At 59.3% G+C, this 17,022-nt stretch carries 18 protein-coding genes; 10 read left to right on the top strand and 8 right to left on the bottom strand.

Translation table 11 applies throughout. The features are described 5' to 3' along the window. Nucleotides 1-745 precede the first annotated feature (745 nt). The gene (locus PSUM_RS24285; protein WP_020800609.1) at nt 746-1,468 is read left to right on the top strand and encodes a winged helix-turn-helix domain-containing protein; all 723 of its coding nucleotides are present in this window, start codon (nt 746-748) and stop codon (nt 1,466-1,468) included. Further along, on the top strand, nt 1,465-3,075 hold the full coding sequence (locus tag PSUM_RS24280) for an ATP-binding protein (protein WP_020800610.1): 1,611 nt from the start codon (nt 1,465-1,467) through the stop codon (nt 3,073-3,075). The genes PSUM_RS24285 and PSUM_RS24280 overlap by 4 nt, the downstream gene beginning before the upstream one ends. A gap of 92 nt (nt 3,076-3,167) precedes the next feature. Here the strand turns inward: PSUM_RS24280 and PSUM_RS24275 are convergent, their stop codons facing one another. Both PSUM_RS24275 and PSUM_RS24270 read right to left on the bottom strand, forming a co-directional pair. Continuing rightward, nucleotides 3,168-3,893 (bottom strand): 4'-phosphopantetheinyl transferase family protein, encoded by a 726-nt coding sequence (locus PSUM_RS24275; RefSeq protein WP_197677864.1) that lies wholly within the window; start codon nt 3,891-3,893, stop codon nt 3,168-3,170. Between the two features lie 68 nt (nt 3,894-3,961). After that, nucleotides 3,962-4,756, bottom strand: a complete 795-nt coding sequence (locus PSUM_RS24270; RefSeq protein WP_083349663.1) for a dienelactone hydrolase family protein — start codon at nt 4,754-4,756, stop codon at nt 3,962-3,964. A 146-nt stretch (nt 4,757-4,902) separates the two neighbouring features. Here PSUM_RS24270 and PSUM_RS24265 point away from each other — a divergent pair, with 146 nt between their 5' ends. The 3 genes from PSUM_RS24265 (at nt 4,903) to PSUM_RS24255 (ending at nt 7,640) form a co-directional block, all read left to right on the top strand. Then, nucleotides 4,903-5,505 carry a hypothetical protein gene (locus PSUM_RS24265; RefSeq protein ID WP_020800613.1) on the top strand — a complete coding sequence of 201 codons (603 nt, stop codon included), beginning with the start codon at nt 4,903-4,905 and terminating at the stop codon, nt 5,503-5,505. Between the two features lie 117 nt (nt 5,506-5,622). Then, nucleotides 5,623-6,300, top strand: coding sequence for a response regulator transcription factor (locus PSUM_RS24260; RefSeq protein WP_020800614.1), 678 nt, complete (start codon nt 5,623-5,625; stop codon nt 6,298-6,300). Then, nucleotides 6,297-7,640, top strand: a complete 1,344-nt coding sequence (locus PSUM_RS24255; protein WP_083349662.1) for an ATP-binding protein — start codon at nt 6,297-6,299, stop codon at nt 7,638-7,640. Before PSUM_RS24260 ends, PSUM_RS24255 begins: the two co-directional genes overlap by 4 nt. Before the next feature lie 64 nt (nt 7,641-7,704). Here PSUM_RS24255 and PSUM_RS24250 read toward each other — a convergent pair whose 3' ends face one another. Beyond that, on the bottom strand, nt 7,705-8,703 hold the full coding sequence (locus PSUM_RS24250) for an AraC family transcriptional regulator (RefSeq protein WP_033039061.1): 999 nt from the start codon (nt 8,701-8,703) through the stop codon (nt 7,705-7,707). Nucleotides 8,704-9,043: 340 nt separating this feature from the next. Between PSUM_RS24250 and PSUM_RS24245 the strand changes: the two genes are divergently transcribed. Together PSUM_RS24245 and PSUM_RS24240 are read left to right on the top strand one after the other, a co-directional pair. Further along, the gene (locus PSUM_RS24245) at nt 9,044-10,378 is read left to right on the top strand and encodes a dicarboxylate/amino acid:cation symporter (protein ID WP_020800617.1); all 1,335 of its coding nucleotides are present in this window, start codon (nt 9,044-9,046) and stop codon (nt 10,376-10,378) included. A 143-nt stretch (nt 10,379-10,521) separates the two neighbouring features. Further along, complete coding sequence (locus tag PSUM_RS24240) at nt 10,522-11,703, top strand: CaiB/BaiF CoA transferase family protein (RefSeq protein WP_033040849.1); 1,182 nt, start codon at nt 10,522-10,524, stop codon at nt 11,701-11,703. A gap of 120 nt (nt 11,704-11,823) precedes the next feature. Here the strand turns inward: PSUM_RS24240 and PSUM_RS24235 are convergent, their stop codons facing one another. Both PSUM_RS24235 and PSUM_RS24230 read right to left on the bottom strand, forming a co-directional pair. Beyond that, nucleotides 11,824-12,318, bottom strand: a complete 495-nt coding sequence (locus PSUM_RS24235) for a SprT family zinc-dependent metalloprotease (RefSeq protein ID WP_033040846.1) — start codon at nt 12,316-12,318, stop codon at nt 11,824-11,826. A 157-nt stretch (nt 12,319-12,475) separates the two neighbouring features. Then, nucleotides 12,476-13,078, bottom strand: a complete 603-nt coding sequence (locus PSUM_RS24230; RefSeq protein ID WP_020800620.1) for a Yip1 family protein — start codon at nt 13,076-13,078, stop codon at nt 12,476-12,478. A 280-nt stretch (nt 13,079-13,358) separates the two neighbouring features. Here PSUM_RS24230 and ttcA point away from each other — a divergent pair, with 280 nt between their 5' ends. Together ttcA and PSUM_RS24220 are read left to right on the top strand one after the other, a co-directional pair. Next, nucleotides 13,359-14,183 (top strand): tRNA 2-thiocytidine(32) synthetase TtcA, encoded by an 825-nt coding sequence (gene ttcA, locus PSUM_RS24225; RefSeq protein ID WP_020800621.1) that lies wholly within the window; start codon nt 13,359-13,361, stop codon nt 14,181-14,183. Nucleotides 14,184-14,270: 87 nt separating this feature from the next. Further along, complete coding sequence (locus PSUM_RS24220; protein WP_020800622.1) at nt 14,271-14,945, top strand: DNA-3-methyladenine glycosylase I; 675 nt, start codon at nt 14,271-14,273, stop codon at nt 14,943-14,945. Nucleotides 14,946-15,030: 85 nt separating this feature from the next. Here the strand turns inward: PSUM_RS24220 and PSUM_RS24215 are convergent, their stop codons facing one another. The 3 genes from PSUM_RS24215 to arsC are packed head-to-tail and all read right to left on the bottom strand — an operon-like array spanning nt 15,031 to nt 16,405. After that, complete coding sequence (locus PSUM_RS24215) at nt 15,031-15,456, bottom strand: DUF2069 domain-containing protein (protein ID WP_083349661.1); 426 nt, start codon at nt 15,454-15,456, stop codon at nt 15,031-15,033. 2 nt (nt 15,457-15,458) lie between these two features. Then, a complete protein-coding gene (wrbA, locus tag PSUM_RS24210; RefSeq protein ID WP_020800624.1) occupies nt 15,459-16,055 on the bottom strand; it encodes an NAD(P)H:quinone oxidoreductase in 597 nt (198 codons plus the stop codon). Further along, nucleotides 16,052-16,405 carry an arsenate reductase (glutaredoxin) gene (arsC, locus tag PSUM_RS24205; RefSeq protein ID WP_083349660.1) on the bottom strand — a complete coding sequence of 118 codons (354 nt, stop codon included), beginning with the start codon at nt 16,403-16,405 and terminating at the stop codon, nt 16,052-16,054. Before arsC ends, wrbA begins: the two co-directional genes overlap by 4 nt. 114 nt (nt 16,406-16,519) lie before the next feature. Between arsC and PSUM_RS24200 the strand changes: the two genes are divergently transcribed. Beyond that, the gene (locus PSUM_RS24200; protein ID WP_020800625.1) at nt 16,520-16,987 is read left to right on the top strand and encodes a TlpA disulfide reductase family protein; all 468 of its coding nucleotides are present in this window, start codon (nt 16,520-16,522) and stop codon (nt 16,985-16,987) included. The last annotated feature ends 35 nt before the right edge of the window (nt 16,988-17,022 follow it).

Raw genomic sequence — 17,022 nt, 5'->3', positions numbered from 1 at the left:
GGGGTGTCTCCACATTCTCTATGTTTGATTGGGCACCATCTCGGTGCCCACCGTTCCGTCCTGAAGCACTACAACCGGCCAAGGCCGGGCATAACAACTTCGGGACAGTAGGAAGAGGGCTATTGGGCGCCGCTTCCATGCCGAAGTCTTTGGTCTCACGCCTTGGGCCTGAGACCTTGGTCCTTTGAGATGACAGTTGGGAGGTGGCAGTTGCACTGCAACACCCGTACCGTTTTTCACCCCATGGGCCGAAATACAGTAGCCATCCGCGCGCGCGGTTTTGGGCTTTGGAAATTACGTTTGGTTCAACCGGAAAGAGGCAATAAAAGCGCTTGAATTTGGTATCCGGTTTGTGTTTGGTATTTTACGAAAAACCCTACATCTAGGGTTTTTTTTACGCTGGGCTACAAGATAATGCGTTTTGGGGGGTGATTGCAACGTACTACCTGTGGATAAACCTGTGCGTAAATTGTGTGTTGTGAAAGGAATCGGCGTGCAGGCCGCGACGCTGCTGGACCCGGCTTTTTTTCATCGATTTTCAAGCCGCGAAAACGCCCGAGCGGATTTTTAAGGGCGCGAACCCTATCACAAAAAACTCTGTTGTCCGAACGTATATGCCGGCTTGTGTTCTGGGTGGGCGACGTTTATACAATCGGTCGGCGTGTACCCAATTTATCCACCCCTATCATTACAAAAAGACGGGCGGATCCTTCCTTATGAGCGTTCTGGCAAGTAGAGGTCACCGGTGGAACAAGAAGCCTGGCAGGTATTGATTGTGGAGGACGATCAACGTCTGGCCGAACTGACACGCGATTACCTGCAAGCCAATGGCCTGCGTGTATCGATCGAAGGCAATGGTGCGCTGGCCGCGAACCGCATCATCAAGGAACAACCGGACCTGGTCATTCTCGACCTGATGCTGCCAGGCGAAGATGGCCTGAGCATTTGCCGCAAGGTTCGTGACCGTTATGACGGTCCGATCCTGATGCTCACCGCTCGCACCGACGACACCGACCAGATCCTCGGCCTCGACCTGGGCGCCGACGACTATGTGTGCAAGCCGGTGCGCCCGCGCTTGCTGTTGGCGCGCATCCAGGCATTGCTGCGACGCAGCGAGGCGCCGGAGGTGACCCCGGAAAAACAACGACGCCTGCAATTCGGCCCGCTGGTGGTGGACAATGCATTGCGCGAAGCCTGGCTGCACGACAGCGGCATCGAACTGACCAGCGCCGAATTCGACTTGCTCTGGCTGCTGGTTGCCAACGCCGGACGCATCCTGTCCCGGGAAGAAATCTTCACCGCGTTGCGCGGCATTGGCTATGACGGCCAGGACCGTTCCATCGACGTGCGCATCTCGCGCATCCGCCCCAAGATTGGCGATGACCCGGACCATCCGCGACTGATCAAGACCGTGCGCAGCAAAGGTTATCTGTTTGTCCCCGAGGCTTGCGTAGACCCAACCCCGTGAACTCGATCTTCCTGCGTATCTACGGCGGCATGTGTGCCGCGCTGATATTGGTGGCGGTACTTGGCGTGCTGGCCTTGCACATGCTCAACCAGGTGCGCGGCGAGCAGTACCGGGAACGACTGGCCCACGGCACCTTTTCGCTGATGGCCGATAACCTGCAGCCGATGAACCAGACCGAGCGCCAGCGGGCGTTGCTGGTGTGGGAGCGACTGCTGGGGATTCCGCTGGCGCTGAAAACCTTTGCCCAAACCGATCTCGACCTCACCCAGCGCACCCGCGTCTTGCGTGGCCAGGCCCTGGTGGAGAAGACCGGCCCGCATGCGGCCCGAGTCTATCGACTGGTCAGTGACCAGGAACAGCTTGTGCTTACGGGGGATGTCCAGCAGATCAGCGAACAACTCGCCCGGGCGACGATTTACCTCCTGGCGGACGAGCTGGTGCGCTACCCCGTGGGCGAGCAGCCGGTGCGCCTGGCGCAATTGAAAAAGGACAAGGGGTTTGGCTTCGATTTGCGTCTGGTCACGGTCCAGGAAGCCGACATGGACGAAGACCAGAGCCGTCGGGTGTCCGAGGGCGACACCGTGATGGCGCTGGGCAAGGAGGGCGATTCGATCCGGGTGTTCGCCGGTATGGTTGGCACGCCGTGGGTGCTGGAAATCGGCCCGTTGTACCAGATGAATCCGTATCCACCCGAGTGGCTGGTGCTGATTGCCGCACTGGGGCTGAGCCTGATCGGCCTGATCGTCTACCTGCTGGTGCGGCAACTGGAGCGCCGTCTGCGCGGGCTGGAAGCGGCGGCCACGCGGATCGCCAAGGGCAGTCTGGAAACCCGTGTGCCGACGCGGGGCGCGGACTCGGTGGGGCGACTGGCGTCGGCGTTCAACGGCATGGCCGAGCATCTGCAACAACTGCTGGCCATACAGCGCGAGCTGGTACGTGCCGTGTCCCACGAGTTGCGTACGCCGGTGGCGCGCCTGCGCTTTGGCCTGGAAATGATCGGATCGGCCAAGACACCGCAAGCCCTGGAAAAATACTGCGAAGGCATGGACCACGATATCGAGGACCTCGACCGCCTGGTCGACGAGATGCTGACTTACGCGCGGTTGGAGCAGGGCTCGCCGGCACTGAATTTCCAGCGTATCGACCTGGACGCCTTGGTCAATCAGGTGATCGAGGAGCTGGCGCCCTTGCGCGCCGACGTCACGGTGCAACGAGGATTGTGCCTGTCGGCCGCCGACTGTGACGACGCGTGGGTCGAGGCGGAGCCGCGCTACCTGCACCGGGCGCTGCAGAATCTGGTGAGCAATGCCATGCGCCATGCCCATTCGCGGGTCACCATCAGTTATCAGGTGGGGCAACAGCGCTGTCGGGTGGATGTCGAAGATGACGGGCCGGGCGTTCCGGAAATGGCCTGGGAGAAAATTTTCACACCATTCCTGCGACTCGACGACAGCCGGACCCGGGCCTCGGGCGGCCATGGGTTGGGATTGTCGATCGTGCGGCGGATCATCCATTGGCACGACGGCCGGGCGTTGATTGGCAAGAGCAAAAGCCTGGGCGGCGCGTGTTTCAGCTTGAGCTGGCCGAGGAATCAGGAGAGGCGGTGAGCGGTTTTTTGTCGAACCTCATGTTGTGATCGACGTAGAGCCGTAGGAGCGAGGCTTGCCCGCGAAGAGCCCCATACAAGCTGCAGAAGTCTTCAGGCCTTGATGCTGACCAGACTCAACAACTGCCCATCCTTGACCCCGAACTGTGCCTCGAACTCGGTACCGTTGCGCCACTCGCCGGACAGGTCGGTCAACAACCGCAACCGCACTTCACCTGATTCGCTCCACTCCAGCACCTCGGCGTGTTCGAAGTAGAAGCGTTGTTGGACGATCGGGTAAAGCGCCTTGAACAGGCTCTCTTTCACTGAAAAAGTCAGGGTGACCAGCAACGCCAGTTGATCACGACGCCCAGCGGCCATGCGCTGCATTTCCGGCGGAGTGAGGATTTCCCCGGCCAGGCGTTCGGCACGTTCGGCATTGAGCAGGTTTTCCAGGTCCATCCCCAACCCTCGCCAATGGGTTTTCCTGGCGACAATCGCCGCGGCCCGACCGGTGCTGTGGGTGATCGAACCGGTGATGTGCGCAGGCCACACAGGTGCCCGGTCATCACCGATGGCCGGGCTGAAGTTCAGGCCTTCCAATTGATGCAGGGCTGCGCGGGCGCAGATTCGCCCGGCGAGAAATTCTGCCTGGCGTTTGGCGACCGAGCGCTGAATGCTCGCGGGCGCCTCGATAGCGCTGAGCTGGAAGTCATCGCTGTGCAGTTGCGAAGTATCGAAGTGGGTACTCAGCAGCACTACGTCGGGCAGCACCAACGGCAGCGGCCAATGGGCATCGAGGGGCGTGCAGCAAACGGGCAGGGCAGGGACGGAATTCATGTCGGGCATTTTGCCGGGTTGCCTTGATGCTGGGTAGTGCTTGCCACAAAAGCCCCTCAATACGGGATCTACATGCTAAAGATCTTCTTGAAAAATGCCTGCATATCCGCCCACGATTTTTCATCCGCCACTTTGTTGTAGCCAATATCCGGCCCGCCATGATCGCCATGGCTCAAGCGATCAGCATCGGGGTTGCTGAAACCGTGCTTGGCGCCGTCGAGGCTGACAAACTGGTAGTCAGCGCCGGCCTGGTCCATCTCGGCCTTGAAGGCCGCGACGTTTTGCGGTGTGACCAGGCTGTCCTGGGCGCCGTGTTCGACGAGGACTTTCGCCTTGACGCTGCCTGGTGTCGCAGGGGTATTGGTCGCCAGCGCGCCATGGAAACTCACGACACCCGCCAGAGGAACACCCTGGCGAGCGGCATTGAGCACCACGCCGCCACCGAAGCAGTAGCCAATGGCGGCAAGCTTTTTCGGATCGGTTTGCGCCTGTCGCTTGAGCAATTCGAGTCCCGCCTGAAACCGCGCACTGGCAATTGCGTTGTCCCTTTGCACGGCCTGCATGAAGGCCATTGCGTCCTTGGGATGCTCGGTATTCTTGCCGTCGCCATACATATCGATGGCCAGGGCGCTGTAGCCCAGACCGGCGAGGTCGCGGGCGCGACGCTTGGCGTAGTCGTTCAACCCCCAGAATTCATGTACCACCACGACACCGGGACGCGGACCTTCTATTGCGTCATCAAAGGCGTAGTAGCCAATCATCCGTGTGCCGTCGGGACTTTGGTACGGGATTTCCTGAGTCTTGATGGCGGCCTGGGCCAGCCCGCTGGCGGCGAGTAAGAAGAGGGCGAAGAGCATGCGCATGGTCGGTCTCCTGCAAGAAAAACCTCGAAACATCTGGGTGGATATGGTTCAGCTCAGGTTAAGCGGGTGTTCAGGGTGGGTTCAGGGCCGCGTGGTTAATCTTGCCTCGTAGCCAAAACAACGCTAACTCTTGAGGAGCTTCACCCATGACTGGATTCAAAAAACTGCTGCTGGCATTCACCGTCTTCGGCGCTAGCACCGCAGCGATCGCTTCCAACGACAGTTTCGCCAGCCTCACTTATGGGCAGACCAGCGACAAGATCAAAAAATCCCACGCCTTGAACGATAACCTGAATAGGCCGAACGCCGACGGCGTGATTGGCAAGGACAACACTTGGGGCTTGCGTGTAGGCCAGCAAAACAGCCAAGGCCGCTACTACGCCACTTACGATAACGTGTCGGGCTCGCACAATGGCATTAAACTGCGTCAGGAAAACCTGCTGGGCAGCTTCGACCTGTTCCATCCGCTGGGTACTGATACCAGGCTGTTCGGCGGAGCCTCGGCCGGATTGACCAAAATGACCCAGGAATCACCAGGCTTCAGTCGCGACAGCAACATCGGTTACGCCATCGGTGCACAGGCAGGCATTCTGCAACAGGTTTCGCAAAACACTTCTGTTGAGCTGGGGTACCGTTACCTGCGCAGTAACGCCAGCACCGAAATGAGTGAGCGAGGTGGTAGCAAACAAGGTTCGCTGAGCTTGACCAGCAGCGCACAGACCTACCTTTCAGCCAACTACGCTTTCTGAAAAGCGAGTGTGACCGCCGCGCCGGGTCAATCCAGGAGATTGATCCGGCGCGGCCCGTCAACCATGGAGGTCCGTCAATCGTGCCTCTGGAGTATTTGATTTGCCTGGGAGAGCGAGATGAAACTGCTGGTCGTCGAGGATGAAGCGCTGTTGCGTCATCACCTGCAAACCCGCCTGACGGATAGCGGCCATGTGGTCGAGTCCGTGGCCAACGCCGTTGATGCGCTGTACCAGACAGGGCAGTTCAATCATGACCTGGCGGTGATTGATCTCGGGTTGCCGGGCATGGGCGGGCTGGATCTGATCCGTCAGTTGCGCTCGCAGGGCAAGACCTTTCCGATCCTGATCCTCACAGCACGTGGTAACTGGGAGGACAAGGTGGAAGGTCTTGCTGCCGGTGCCGACGACTATGTGGTCAAGCCCTTCCAGTTTGAAGAACTGGAAGCTCGGCTAAATGCATTGTTGCGTCGCTCCAGCGGGTTTACCCAGTCAACGATCGTTGCCGGGCCGCTGCTGCTGGACCTCAATCGCAAGCAGGCGACCCTTGATGAGCAACCCCTGGCGTTGACCGCGTATGAATACCGGATACTCGAGTACTTGATGCGCCACCACCAGCAGGTGGTGCCCAAGGATCGTTTGATGGAGCAGCTTTATCCCGATGATGACGACCGCGATCCGAACGTGATTGAAGTGCTGGTTGGCCGGCTGCGTCGCAAACTCGAAGGTACCTCCGGTTTCAAGCCAATTGATACGGTGCGTGGGCTGGGCTATCTGTTCACCGAGCGTTGCACTTGATCGGTTCTCTTCGCGTTCGCCTGATGCTCGCCGCCACGATCCTGGCGGTATTGTTCATGCTGGCATTGTTGCCGGCGATGCAGGGAGCATTCAGCCTGGCACTGCAGGATGCCATCGAGCAGCGATTGGCGTCGGACGTCACCACGTTGATCTCCGCCGCACGGGTTGAGAACAACCGCTTGCTGATGCCGGAACAGTTGCCCGATGAGCGCTTCAACCTGGCTGATGGCAATTTGCTCGGTTACATCTACAGCCGCGAGGGCCAATTGGTGTGGCGTTCGAAGGACACCCTTGACGCGAATATCAATTACAAGCCGCGTTACGACGGGCGCGGTAATGAATTTGCCAGGATTCGCCAGGACAATGGCCAGGAATTTTTCGTCTATGACGTCGAGGTCAAACTCCTCGGTGGCAAAAGTGCGGCGTTCAGCTTTGTCGCGTTGCAACCGGCGCGTGAATACGACGCCACGCTCGGCGGCCTGCGAGACAACCTGTACTTGGGTTTCGGCGCGGCGTTACTGGTGCTTCTGGCGTTGCTTTGGGTCGGCTTGACCTGGGGGTTGCAGGCATTGCGCCGGCTGAGCCAGGAACTGGATGAGATCGAAAGCGGAACCCGTGAAAGCCTGAGTGAACAGCACCCGCGTGAACTGCTGCGCCTGACTGGCTCTCTCAACCGTCTGCTGTTCAGCGAGCGCGAACAGCGTAGCCGTTATCGCGATTCACTCGACGACTTGGCCCATAGCTTGAAAACCCCACTGGCGGTATTGCAGGGTGTCAGCGAAGGCATGGCGCAACGCCCTGAGGACCGGGAGCAGGCCTGGGTGCTGCAGGCCCAGATTGAGCGCATGAGCCAGCAGATCAGTTATCAACTGCAACGAGCCAGCCTGCGCAAAAGCGGTCTGGTGCGTCATCAGGTGCGCCTGCAACCGGTGTTGCAGAGCCTTTGCGACACACTGGACAAGGTCTATCGCGACAAACAGGTTCAAGTAACTTTCGATTTGCCGGAGCCGTGTCTGGTCCCTATCGAGCAGGGCGCCTTGCTGGAAATGTTGGGCAATCTGCTGGAGAACGCTTATCGACTGTGCCTGAGCGAGGTGCGCGTCAGCGTGCGCGTCCTTAACGGAATCGAGATATGTGTAGAAGACGATGGTCCAGGCGTCCCGCTCGATCAGCGCACACGGATCCTGCAGCGCGGTGAGCGCCTGGACCGACAGCATCCGGGGCAGGGTATTGGCCTGGCGGTGGTCAAGGACATCATCGAAAGCTATAGCGCAAGACTTACCCTGGGTGACTCGCCCCTGGGCGGTGCGGCTTTCCGTATTCAGTTTCCGCCGGCGTGATGCTGTAGGCGCCGGCTTGCTGGCGATGGCGATCGTACAGACGCTATCGCCAGCAAGCCGGCTACTACAAATCCCGGGCTCGATAAGCACCTGGCGTCAGACCAGTCCACTTCTTGAATGCCCTATGAAACGCTGACGGTTCGGAAAATCCCAATTGCTCAGCGATCTGTTGCAATGGCAAGTCGTTGCGGCCCAGGTGATATATGGCGATGTCGCGGCGTAGTTGGTCCTTCAGTTCCTGAAAACTGGTGTTTTCTTCACGCAGATGCCGGCGTAGCGTTTGCGGGCTGATATGCAGGTGCGCAGCCACGGCCTCCAGATCCGGCCAGGGTGACCGGTCGCGACTGAGCAAGCGTCGCAACTGGCTACTCAGGCTGTGGCCGTCATCGGGGCGTGATAACAGATCGGCAGGCGAGCGTTCAAGGAACTGCTTGAGCGTGCGTTCGTCTTGCAGCAGTGGCATGTCCAAGTAGCGGCTGTGAAACAGCAGGCTGCTCTGTTGTGCCGAAAACTCGAGCGGGCACGAGAACAACAACTCGTATTCGGCACCATGTTCCGGTCGCGGATAGCTGAACGTGGCGTGCTCCAGCCGAATACGCTGGCCGATCAACCAGCTGGCGAAGCGATGCCAGATCACCAATAGACTCTCGGTGAGGAAATGTTCCGGGTCCCAGAGGTGTGAGTCATCCAGGCTCAGTCGAATCATTTCGTCTTCGCGCGCCAGCGTCAGGCGCGGGGCGTCCGGGAATAGGCTGTAAAACATTAATCCGCGATGCAGTGCCTTATCCAGATTGCGGCAATGGATAACGGCATGACACATCATCGCGAAGCTGCCTGGCTTGCTGACACCTTGCCCGAAACCCAGGTACTCATCGTCCAATGCCAGCCAAAGTCCCTGGATCAGGCGGGTGAATTGTTCCGGAGGAATGCGCGCTCGAGGCTCGTCGAGCAATTCGGGGCTGATCCCCAATTGCTGCAGCAGTCCTGAATAATCGTAGCCACGCCGTTGCGCCCCACCGAGAACGGCGCGGGCGAAATGACTGGCGATGGTGCGTTCGCGCATAGCAGGCAAGTCCGTCCATTGAACGACGGATGGTAGCCGCGCTTCATACCCATGAACAAGGCGGATATCCGCCAGATTGCCGGGGTGTGATTCGACGAGCGGGCGGAAATCCGCCATCGCGCAAACGTCGTGCGTGACCCCGGAAAAACCTGCAGCCCTTGTTGTCACAAGGCTTACAGACTTTTCGTACAAGGTGGCACGGGCCTTGCGATGGAACCAGCAGATGCCTGCCGTCGCGCAGCTCGAAAAAACAAATCCCTCCAGTGCAGGAGGGTTCGCCATTGAGGTGGGGTGGGCAACAGATGGATGTTGACGCCGCGCACTCTTGAGGAACTTTGCAATGACGACTCGTCAGCCACTGTACAAATCCCTGTATTTCCAGGTGATCGTTGCAATTGTCATCGGTATTTTGCTCGGTCACTACTATCCACAGCTCGGTGTGGCCGTAAAACCGCTGGGTGACGGGTTCATCAAGCTGATCAAGATGATCATCGCGCCGATCATTTTCTGCACCGTGGTCAGCGGTATCGCTGGCATGCAGGACATGAAGTCGGTCGGCAAGACCGGCGGTTACGCACTGCTGTACTTCGAAATCGTTTCGACCATCGCCTTGCTGGTCGGACTGGTAGTGGTCAACATAGTCCAGCCGGGCGCCGGCATGCACATCGACGTGTCCACGCTGGATGCCTCCAAAGTGGCTGCCTATGTCTCGGCCGGTGCGGATCAAAGCGTCGTCGGCTTCCTGCTCAACGTGATCCCATCCACCATCGTCGGTGCGTTCGCCACCGGTGACATTCTGCAAGTGCTGATGTTCTCGGTGATCTTCGGTTTCGCCCTGCATCGCCTGGGTGCCTACGGCAAGCCGCTGCTGGACTTCATCGATCGCTTCGCCCACGTGATGTTCAACATCATCAACATGATCATGAAGCTCGCGCCAATCGGTGCCTTCGGTGCCATGGCTTTCACCATCGGTGCCTACGGTGTCGGCTCGCTGGTGCAACTGGGTCAGTTGATGGCCTGCTTCTACATCACCTGCCTGCTGTTCATCCTGATCGTGCTGGGCGGTATCGCCCGCGCTCACGGTTTCAGCGTGTTGAAACTGATCCGCTACATCCGTGAAGAGCTGCTGATCGTGCTGGGTACGTCCTCTTCGGAGTCGGTGCTGCCGCGCATGCTGATCAAGATGGAGCGTCTGGGGGCGCAGAAATCCGTGGTTGGCCTGGTGATCCCGACCGGCTACTCGTTCAACCTCGACGGTACTGCGATCTACCTGACCATGGCAGCCGTGTTCATTGCCCAGGCCACCGACACCCACATGGACATCACGCACCAGATCACCTTGCTGGTGGTGTTGCTGCTGTCTTCCAAAGGCGCTGCAGGCGTGACCGGTTCGGGCTTCATCGTACTGGCGGCCACCCTGTCCGCCGTAGGCCACCTGCCGGTTGCCGGTCTGGCGCTGATCCTGGGTATCGACCGTTTCATGTCCGAAGCCCGTGCATTGACCAACCTGGTCGGTAACGCCGTTGCCACCATCGTTGTGGCCAAATGGGTCAAGGAACTGGACACCGACGTGCTGCAGGCAGAGCTGGCCTCGGGCGGCCGCGGGATTGCCGACGAGCCTAAAGACGATGTTCTGGGCCACGTCGAAGGGGCTACCCCGACTAACGCCCGGTAAGCCTTGTTGTCATGAAAAACCCGCTTCGGCGGGTTTTTTCTTGCCCGGGATTTGAGCACAACGGTCATTGCGTTTGGCGCATAAGGTGATTGCTGCAAAGCGCTTGGCTGCCTAGGCTGGGGAATCATCCAGGGAGAACGCTCATGCTCGGTCCACTGGCATCACTCAAGGTTCTGGATTTCTCGACACTGCTGCCGGGGCCGTTCGCTTCGCTATTGCTGGCGGACATGGGCGCCGAGGTGCTGCGCATCGAATCGCCGGCCCGCATGGACCTGCTGCGCGAGCTGCCGCCGCACGATCAAGGTGTATCGGCCAGCCATGCCTACCTCAATCGCAACAAACGCAGCCTGGCTCTGGATCTCAAGCAGCCCGAAGCGATGGAAGTGATCAGGCAATTGTTGCAGGACTACGACATCGTGCTTGAGCAGTTCCGCCCCGGCGTCATGGAACGCTTGGGTCTGGGTTATGAGGCTCTGAAGGCGATCAAACCAGGACTGATCTATGTATCGATCACTGGTTACGGCCAAACCGGCCCCTATAAGGACCGTGCCGGCCATGACATCAATTACCTGGCGCTGGCCGGGCTTTCGAGCTACAGCGGTCGCGCTGACAGTGGGCCGCTGCCGTTGGGCATGCAGGTGGCAGACATTGCCGGTGGTTCGCTGCACGGGGTCATCGGCCTGCTGGCCGCCGTGATCGCTCGACAGCAAACCGGACAGGGTCAGCACCTGGACGTGAGCATGACCGACTGCGTGTTCAGCTTGAATGCCATGGCGGGCGCCGGGTACCTGGCTTGTGGTGTCGAGCCTGATCGGGAAGACCAGATGCTCAATGGCGGCAGCTTCTATGACTATTATCGTTCCCGGGATGGGCGTTGGCTGTCTGTGGGCAGCCTGGAACCGGGGTTCATGAAACAGTTGTGTGCGGCGCTGGGGCTGGAGGAGTGGGCCAGCCTGGGGCTATCTGCGCAACCTGCACAGCAACGCAAACTCAAGGATGCGCTGAAGACTGAGTTCGAAAAGCATGATTTTGCCGAGCTGTGTGCGCTGTTCGCCGAACTGGACGCTTGTGTCGAGCCGGTACTGAGCCTGGGTGAGGCGGTGCGGCATCCGCAGTTGCAGGCGCGGGAGCTGGTGACACAAGTACCACGGGGTGATGGGGCGAGTCAGGCGCAGATGGCGTGCCCGTTGAAGTTTTCAGGCGGGTTGCCAGAGCCCAGGCATATTGGCGCGGCGCTGGGGCAGCATACGGATCAGGTGTTGGGAGAGCTGGGGTTCACTGCTGAACGGATTGCCGAGTTGCGACGTGCCAAGGTAATTCTTTAGCGCCTGCCAGTCCGCCTTCGCGAGCAAGCCCGCTCCCACATCGGATTTGAGCTGGAGCGAAAATTCCCTGTGGGAGCGGGCTTGCCCGCGAAGAGGCCGGCGCAGACACTGAAAATCCTGTTACTCAACCCGCATTTCGCCACTGAATACCAAGGTGTTGCGACACCGCCGACACAAATAGCGCCGCCCTTGGCGCACCAGGCCGTGACGTTGCGCCGAGAACGGGAAATCGCTGTCGGCGCACGGGCACTTGTAGATGTAGCGGGTCACGCTGCGGCGCTTGACGTCGTAGGTGTGGCAGCGGTTGGGCGGCAATTCGTAAACGCCGCGCATGATCAGTTGCCACTCTTCGCCATGGGGCTGGATGCGGTCGCCGAACAATTGATGGGCGATCAGGTGCGCGACCTCGTGAGCGACTGTCTGCTTGAGAAAGTCTTCGGTATTTTCACGGTACAACTGCGGATTGAAGCGCAGCAGGTTCTCGTGCAAGTGCGCGACACCGGCTTTTTGCCCACGCAGCTTAAAACTCACCACGGGGCGCTTGAAAGGTCGTTTGAAAAAGGATTCGGCTTGTTGGAAACAGTCTTCGACGCGGTTATTGAGTTGCTCGGGCATGCTTGATGGATCTCCAGAGCGGTCGAGTATGCCGCAAGCCAGGGGCCTTGCGAATCTGCGAGGTGCCGAATGGTCTTCGGACTCTTTGTGCCTGGGCATTAAAAGGCCGCCTTGCGGCGGCCTGTGTCGGCAGATCTGATTTTTTTGTGGTGAGCTGTTAATTGGTATAGACCGGCCCCACGCCGAGTCCCCAGACAATCACGGTAAACGCCATGATGGCGACCAGCACCACCAGGCCTACGGCGAGCACCGAACTTGAAAACAGAAAGCCCTCGTCAGATGGAATGTTCATGAATGTTGGCAATCCCACATACAGCAGGTACACCGTGTAGCAGATGGCCGCCGTGCCGACGATCATCCCCAGCCACAAGTGGGGGTACAAGGCCGCGAGGCCGCCGATGAACAGCGGAGTAGCGGTATAGGTTGCGAACGCAATGCAGCGTGCGAGGCTCGGATTGGCGTCATAGGTGCGGGCCATCCAGTGGATGAACGCGCCCATCACCGCCACTCCGCCGAGCATCGCCAGGTACGACATGACTGTCATCCATAGTGCGCTTTCCACGGTCAGCATTACCGGGGGGCGATTGCCGATGACCCAGCCCACCTGTGTGGTCCCGATGAATGCCGATACCGCAGGTATCGCCGCCAGGATCAGCGTATGGGTCAGGTACATGTGGCTGATACTTTCTTCCTGATCGCCACGAATCTCTTTCCATTCTTGGTCAGGGTGGGTAAATAGCCCCACTACGTGATGGATCATGCCAGTCACTCCTCTTGTTTTTACCGTCGCCCCCCAGTGGAGCGCCCTACGGGCCAATGAGGCCAAGTAAGTACTAGGTCTGTATGTGATTGCGACCTTATGTCGCAGTATAGGAAGGACTTAACCCTACAGGGGGTGTGGCTTAGAGCAAATTGCGCTGTAAAGCGCCGGGGTAATCGCTGTTGCATCTGTAGGGCGGGCGATCCGTCGGGGCACTTCGCCCCTGGAGGGTTTTTGCGTAAAATGCCGGCCTTTCGTCACACCTCACGGATTTCGCGTCATGGGCACTCTTACGGTCAACCAGAACAAACTGCAAAAGCGCCTTCGCCGACAGGCCGGTGAGGCGGTCGCCGATTTCAACATGATTGAAGACGGGGACAAGGTCATGGTCTGCCTGTCCGGCGGCAAGGACAGCTACACCATGCTTGATGTGCTGATGCACTTGCAGAAGGTCGCGCCGATCAAGTTCGAGATCGTGGCCGTGAACATGGATCAGAAACAGCCGGGTTTTCCCGAGCATGTGCTGCCGGCCTACCTCAAGGAATTGGGTGTCGAGTATCACATCGTCGAGAAAGACACTTACTCGGTGGTCAAGGAGCTGATTCCGGAAGGCAAGACCACCTGCTCCCTGTGCTCACGCCTGCGTCGCGGCACGCTCTACACCTTCGCCGACGAAATCGGCGCGACCAAGATGGCTTTGGGGCATCACCGCGACGACATCGTCGAAACGTTCTTCCTGAACATGTTCTTCAACGGCTCGCTGAAGGCCATGCCGCCGAAGTTGCGTGCCGATGACGGGCGTAACGTGGTAATCCGCCCCCTGGCCTACTGCAACGAAAAAGACATCCAGGCCTACTCGGACCTCAAGCAATTCCCGATCATCCCTTGCAACCTCTGCGGCTCCCAGGAAAACCTGCAGCGCCAAGTGGTCAAGGAAATGCTGCAGGACTGGGAGCGCAAGACCCCGGGCCGTACCGAAAGCATTTTCCGCAGCCTGCAGAACGTGATCCCGTCGCAATTGGCGGACCGCAACCTGTTCGATTTCACCAGCCTGAAGATCGACGAATCCGCCGCTTCGCGCTTCGTCAACGTGGTCAACCTCTAAACACGATGATTATGGGAGCCAGCCTGCTGGCGCCCACAGGTGTTGTTTCAAGGGGGGCCGTTTATTTTTCAATCCTCAGGAGAGGGCATGCGCGACTACAAGTGGCTGAACGAATACTGCTTGAACCGCTTCGGTTCGGCGGCTGAACTGGAAGCCCATCTGCCCGTTCCCAAGACTGCAGCACAACTGCGTGACATCACCGACGATCGTTACTTGTCGACCATGGCACTGCGCGTATTCCGCGCCGGGCTCAAGCACAGCCTGGTGGACGCCAAGTGGCCGGCTTTCGAAGAAGTGTTCTTCAAATTCGACCCGGAAAAAGTCGTGCTGATGAGCGCCGAACACCTGGAGCGGCTGATGCAGGACACGCGGATCATCCGCCATCTGGGCAAGCTCAAGAGCGTACCGCGCAATGCGCAGTTCGTGCTGGACGTGGCCCATGAGCAGGGCAGCTTCGGGGCGATGATCGCCGATTGGCCGGTGACCGACATCGTCGGACTGTGGACTTTGCTGAAAAAACGCGGTCATCAATTGGGCGGCTTGTCGGCGCCACGATTCTTGCGCATGGTCGGCAAGGATACGTTTGTGCCGAGCTATGACGTGGTGGCGGCATTGAATGCGCAGCAGATTGTCGACAAGGTGCCGAGCAGTCTGCGCGACCTGGCATTGGTGCAGGACGTGTTCAACCAGTGGCATGAAGAAAGTGGCGGGCGGCCGATGAGCCAGATTTCGATGATGCTGGCCTACACCGTCAACCATTAGGACCGAGTTGCCCCGTTCGCTGGCAAGCCAGCTCCTACAAAAACACCAGACCTGTAGGAGCTGGCTTGCCAGCGAAGGCGTCGGATCAGGCGACGGAAATATCCCCCTCGCCAGCCAATTTGCGGTTCAATTGATATCGCCACCGCACATACAACAGTGCCGAACAGAACACCGCCAAACTCGCGGCCATCTCCAGCACGCCGAAGATCTGGCGATTCGGGTCATAAGCAGCCAATGCGCCCTTGATGAAATACAGGTTCACCACAAAGCACATCCACGAATGCCCGCGGGCATTGCCGACTATCATCCCCGGCGCGAGCAGCAACAACGGCACCAGCTCAACCAGCAAAATCACCCACGGCCGTGCTCCGTGCAGGTCAGCGACCATCAGGTAGTAAACGCACAGCAACCCCACCAGGCCGAAAAAACACAACAGGCTGATAACGCGCATGGCCCGAACCCGTGGTTCAAGCCATTCGATAGCGGGCAGGACCTTCGGTTTCTTGGCCACCCTTAACCCTCCAGTTTCTGAGCTGTCTTGGCCAAGCGCATGCCCAAGGCCCGGCACAGTGCAACTTCATGGGCATCCAGCCCGCTTTTGCCATCGGCCCCGGCGTGATGGCTGGCGCCGTACGGCGTGCCGCCGCCCTGGGTTTCCAGCAATGCCGACTCGCTGTAGGGCAGGCCGGTGATCAACATGCCGTGGTGCAACAGCGGCAGCATCATCGACAGCAGGGTGGTTTCCTGCCCGCCATGCAGGCTCGCGGTGGAGGTGAACACACCGGCGGGTTTGCCCACCAGGGCGCCGGTCAGCCACAAGTTGCTGGTGCCGTCGAGAAAGTACTTGAGTGGCGCCGCCATGTTGCCGAAGCGGGTCGGACTGCCCAGCGCCAGGCCGGCGCAGTTCTTCAGGTCATCGAGGCTGGCATAGAGCGCGCCTTCATCCGGGATATCCGGCGCGACGGCTTCGCACTCGGTGGAAATGGCCGGTACCGTGCGCAATCGGGCTTCAAGGCCGGCCTGTTCGACACCGCGGGCAATTTGCCGGGCCATTTCGTTGGTCGAACCGCTGCGGCTGTAATACAGCACCAGAATGTACGGCGCAGTCACGGCAACAACTCCAGGATCTGCTCTGGCGGACGGCCGATGATGGCCTTGTCGCCGACTTCGAGGATCGGTCGCTCCATCAGTTTCGGATGGGCGGCGATGGCGGCGATCAATTGCGCCTCGCTCAGGCTGCTGTCGGCCAGGGCGAGGGTCTTGTATTCGTCTTCGCCGGTGCGCAACAGTTGCCGTGCACTGATCCCGAGTTTGCCCAGCAGGCTCTGGATTTGCGCGGCGTCCAGCGGCGTTTCCAGGTAGCGGACCACCGTCGGGGCCAGGCCGCGGGCTTCCAGCAGTTCGAGCGCACCGCGGGATTTCGAGCAGCGCGGGTTGTGATAAAGCGTCAGATCGGTCATGAGCGGGTCGCATCTTGCGTAAGGTGGCGGCTATTCTAACTGGGCAGCGCGTAATCCTGAACCTTGCCGGGCGATGGGTCGCAGGCGCTTTCAATTTTTGACAAGGAACACGACATGACTAGGCGACTGGCAGCGGCATTGACGATTATCGGGGCGTTGATGCTGGGGGGCTGCGGTAACGACTACGGGATCGATCAAAACGGACAGAAGGTCGCCGCCGAGCGCCTGGATGGAAAATGGCTGGTGATCAACTATTGGGCAGAATGGTGCAGCCCGTGCCGTACCGAGATTCCGGAATTGAACGCGTTGGCCGACCAGCTCAAGGACAAGAAGATCGGCGTGTTCGGGGTCAACTTTGACAACGTGCAGGGCGAAGAGCTGAAAAGTGCCAGCGAGAAACTCGGAATCAAGTTCACCGTGCTGGCGCAGGACCCTTCCGAGTTATTCGAATTGCCGCGCAGTGAAGCACTGCCGGTGACCTACATCATCGATAACAAGGGCAAGGTGCGCGAACAGTTGATGGGCGAGCAGACGGCGGCGGGGGTGGTGGCGAAGCTGGAGGCGTTGCAGGCTAAAAACTGATCGCGGGGCTGCTGATCGTTCCCACGCTCTGCGTG

Origin of the sequence: Pseudomonas umsongensis (genome assembly GCF_002236105.1) — a bacterium.
Lineage (GTDB): Bacteria > Pseudomonadota > Gammaproteobacteria > Pseudomonadales > Pseudomonadaceae > Aquipseudomonas > Aquipseudomonas umsongensis.
The sequence above is the reverse complement of the archived record's forward strand: the minus strand, read 5'-3'. Positions and strand labels throughout refer to the sequence as shown.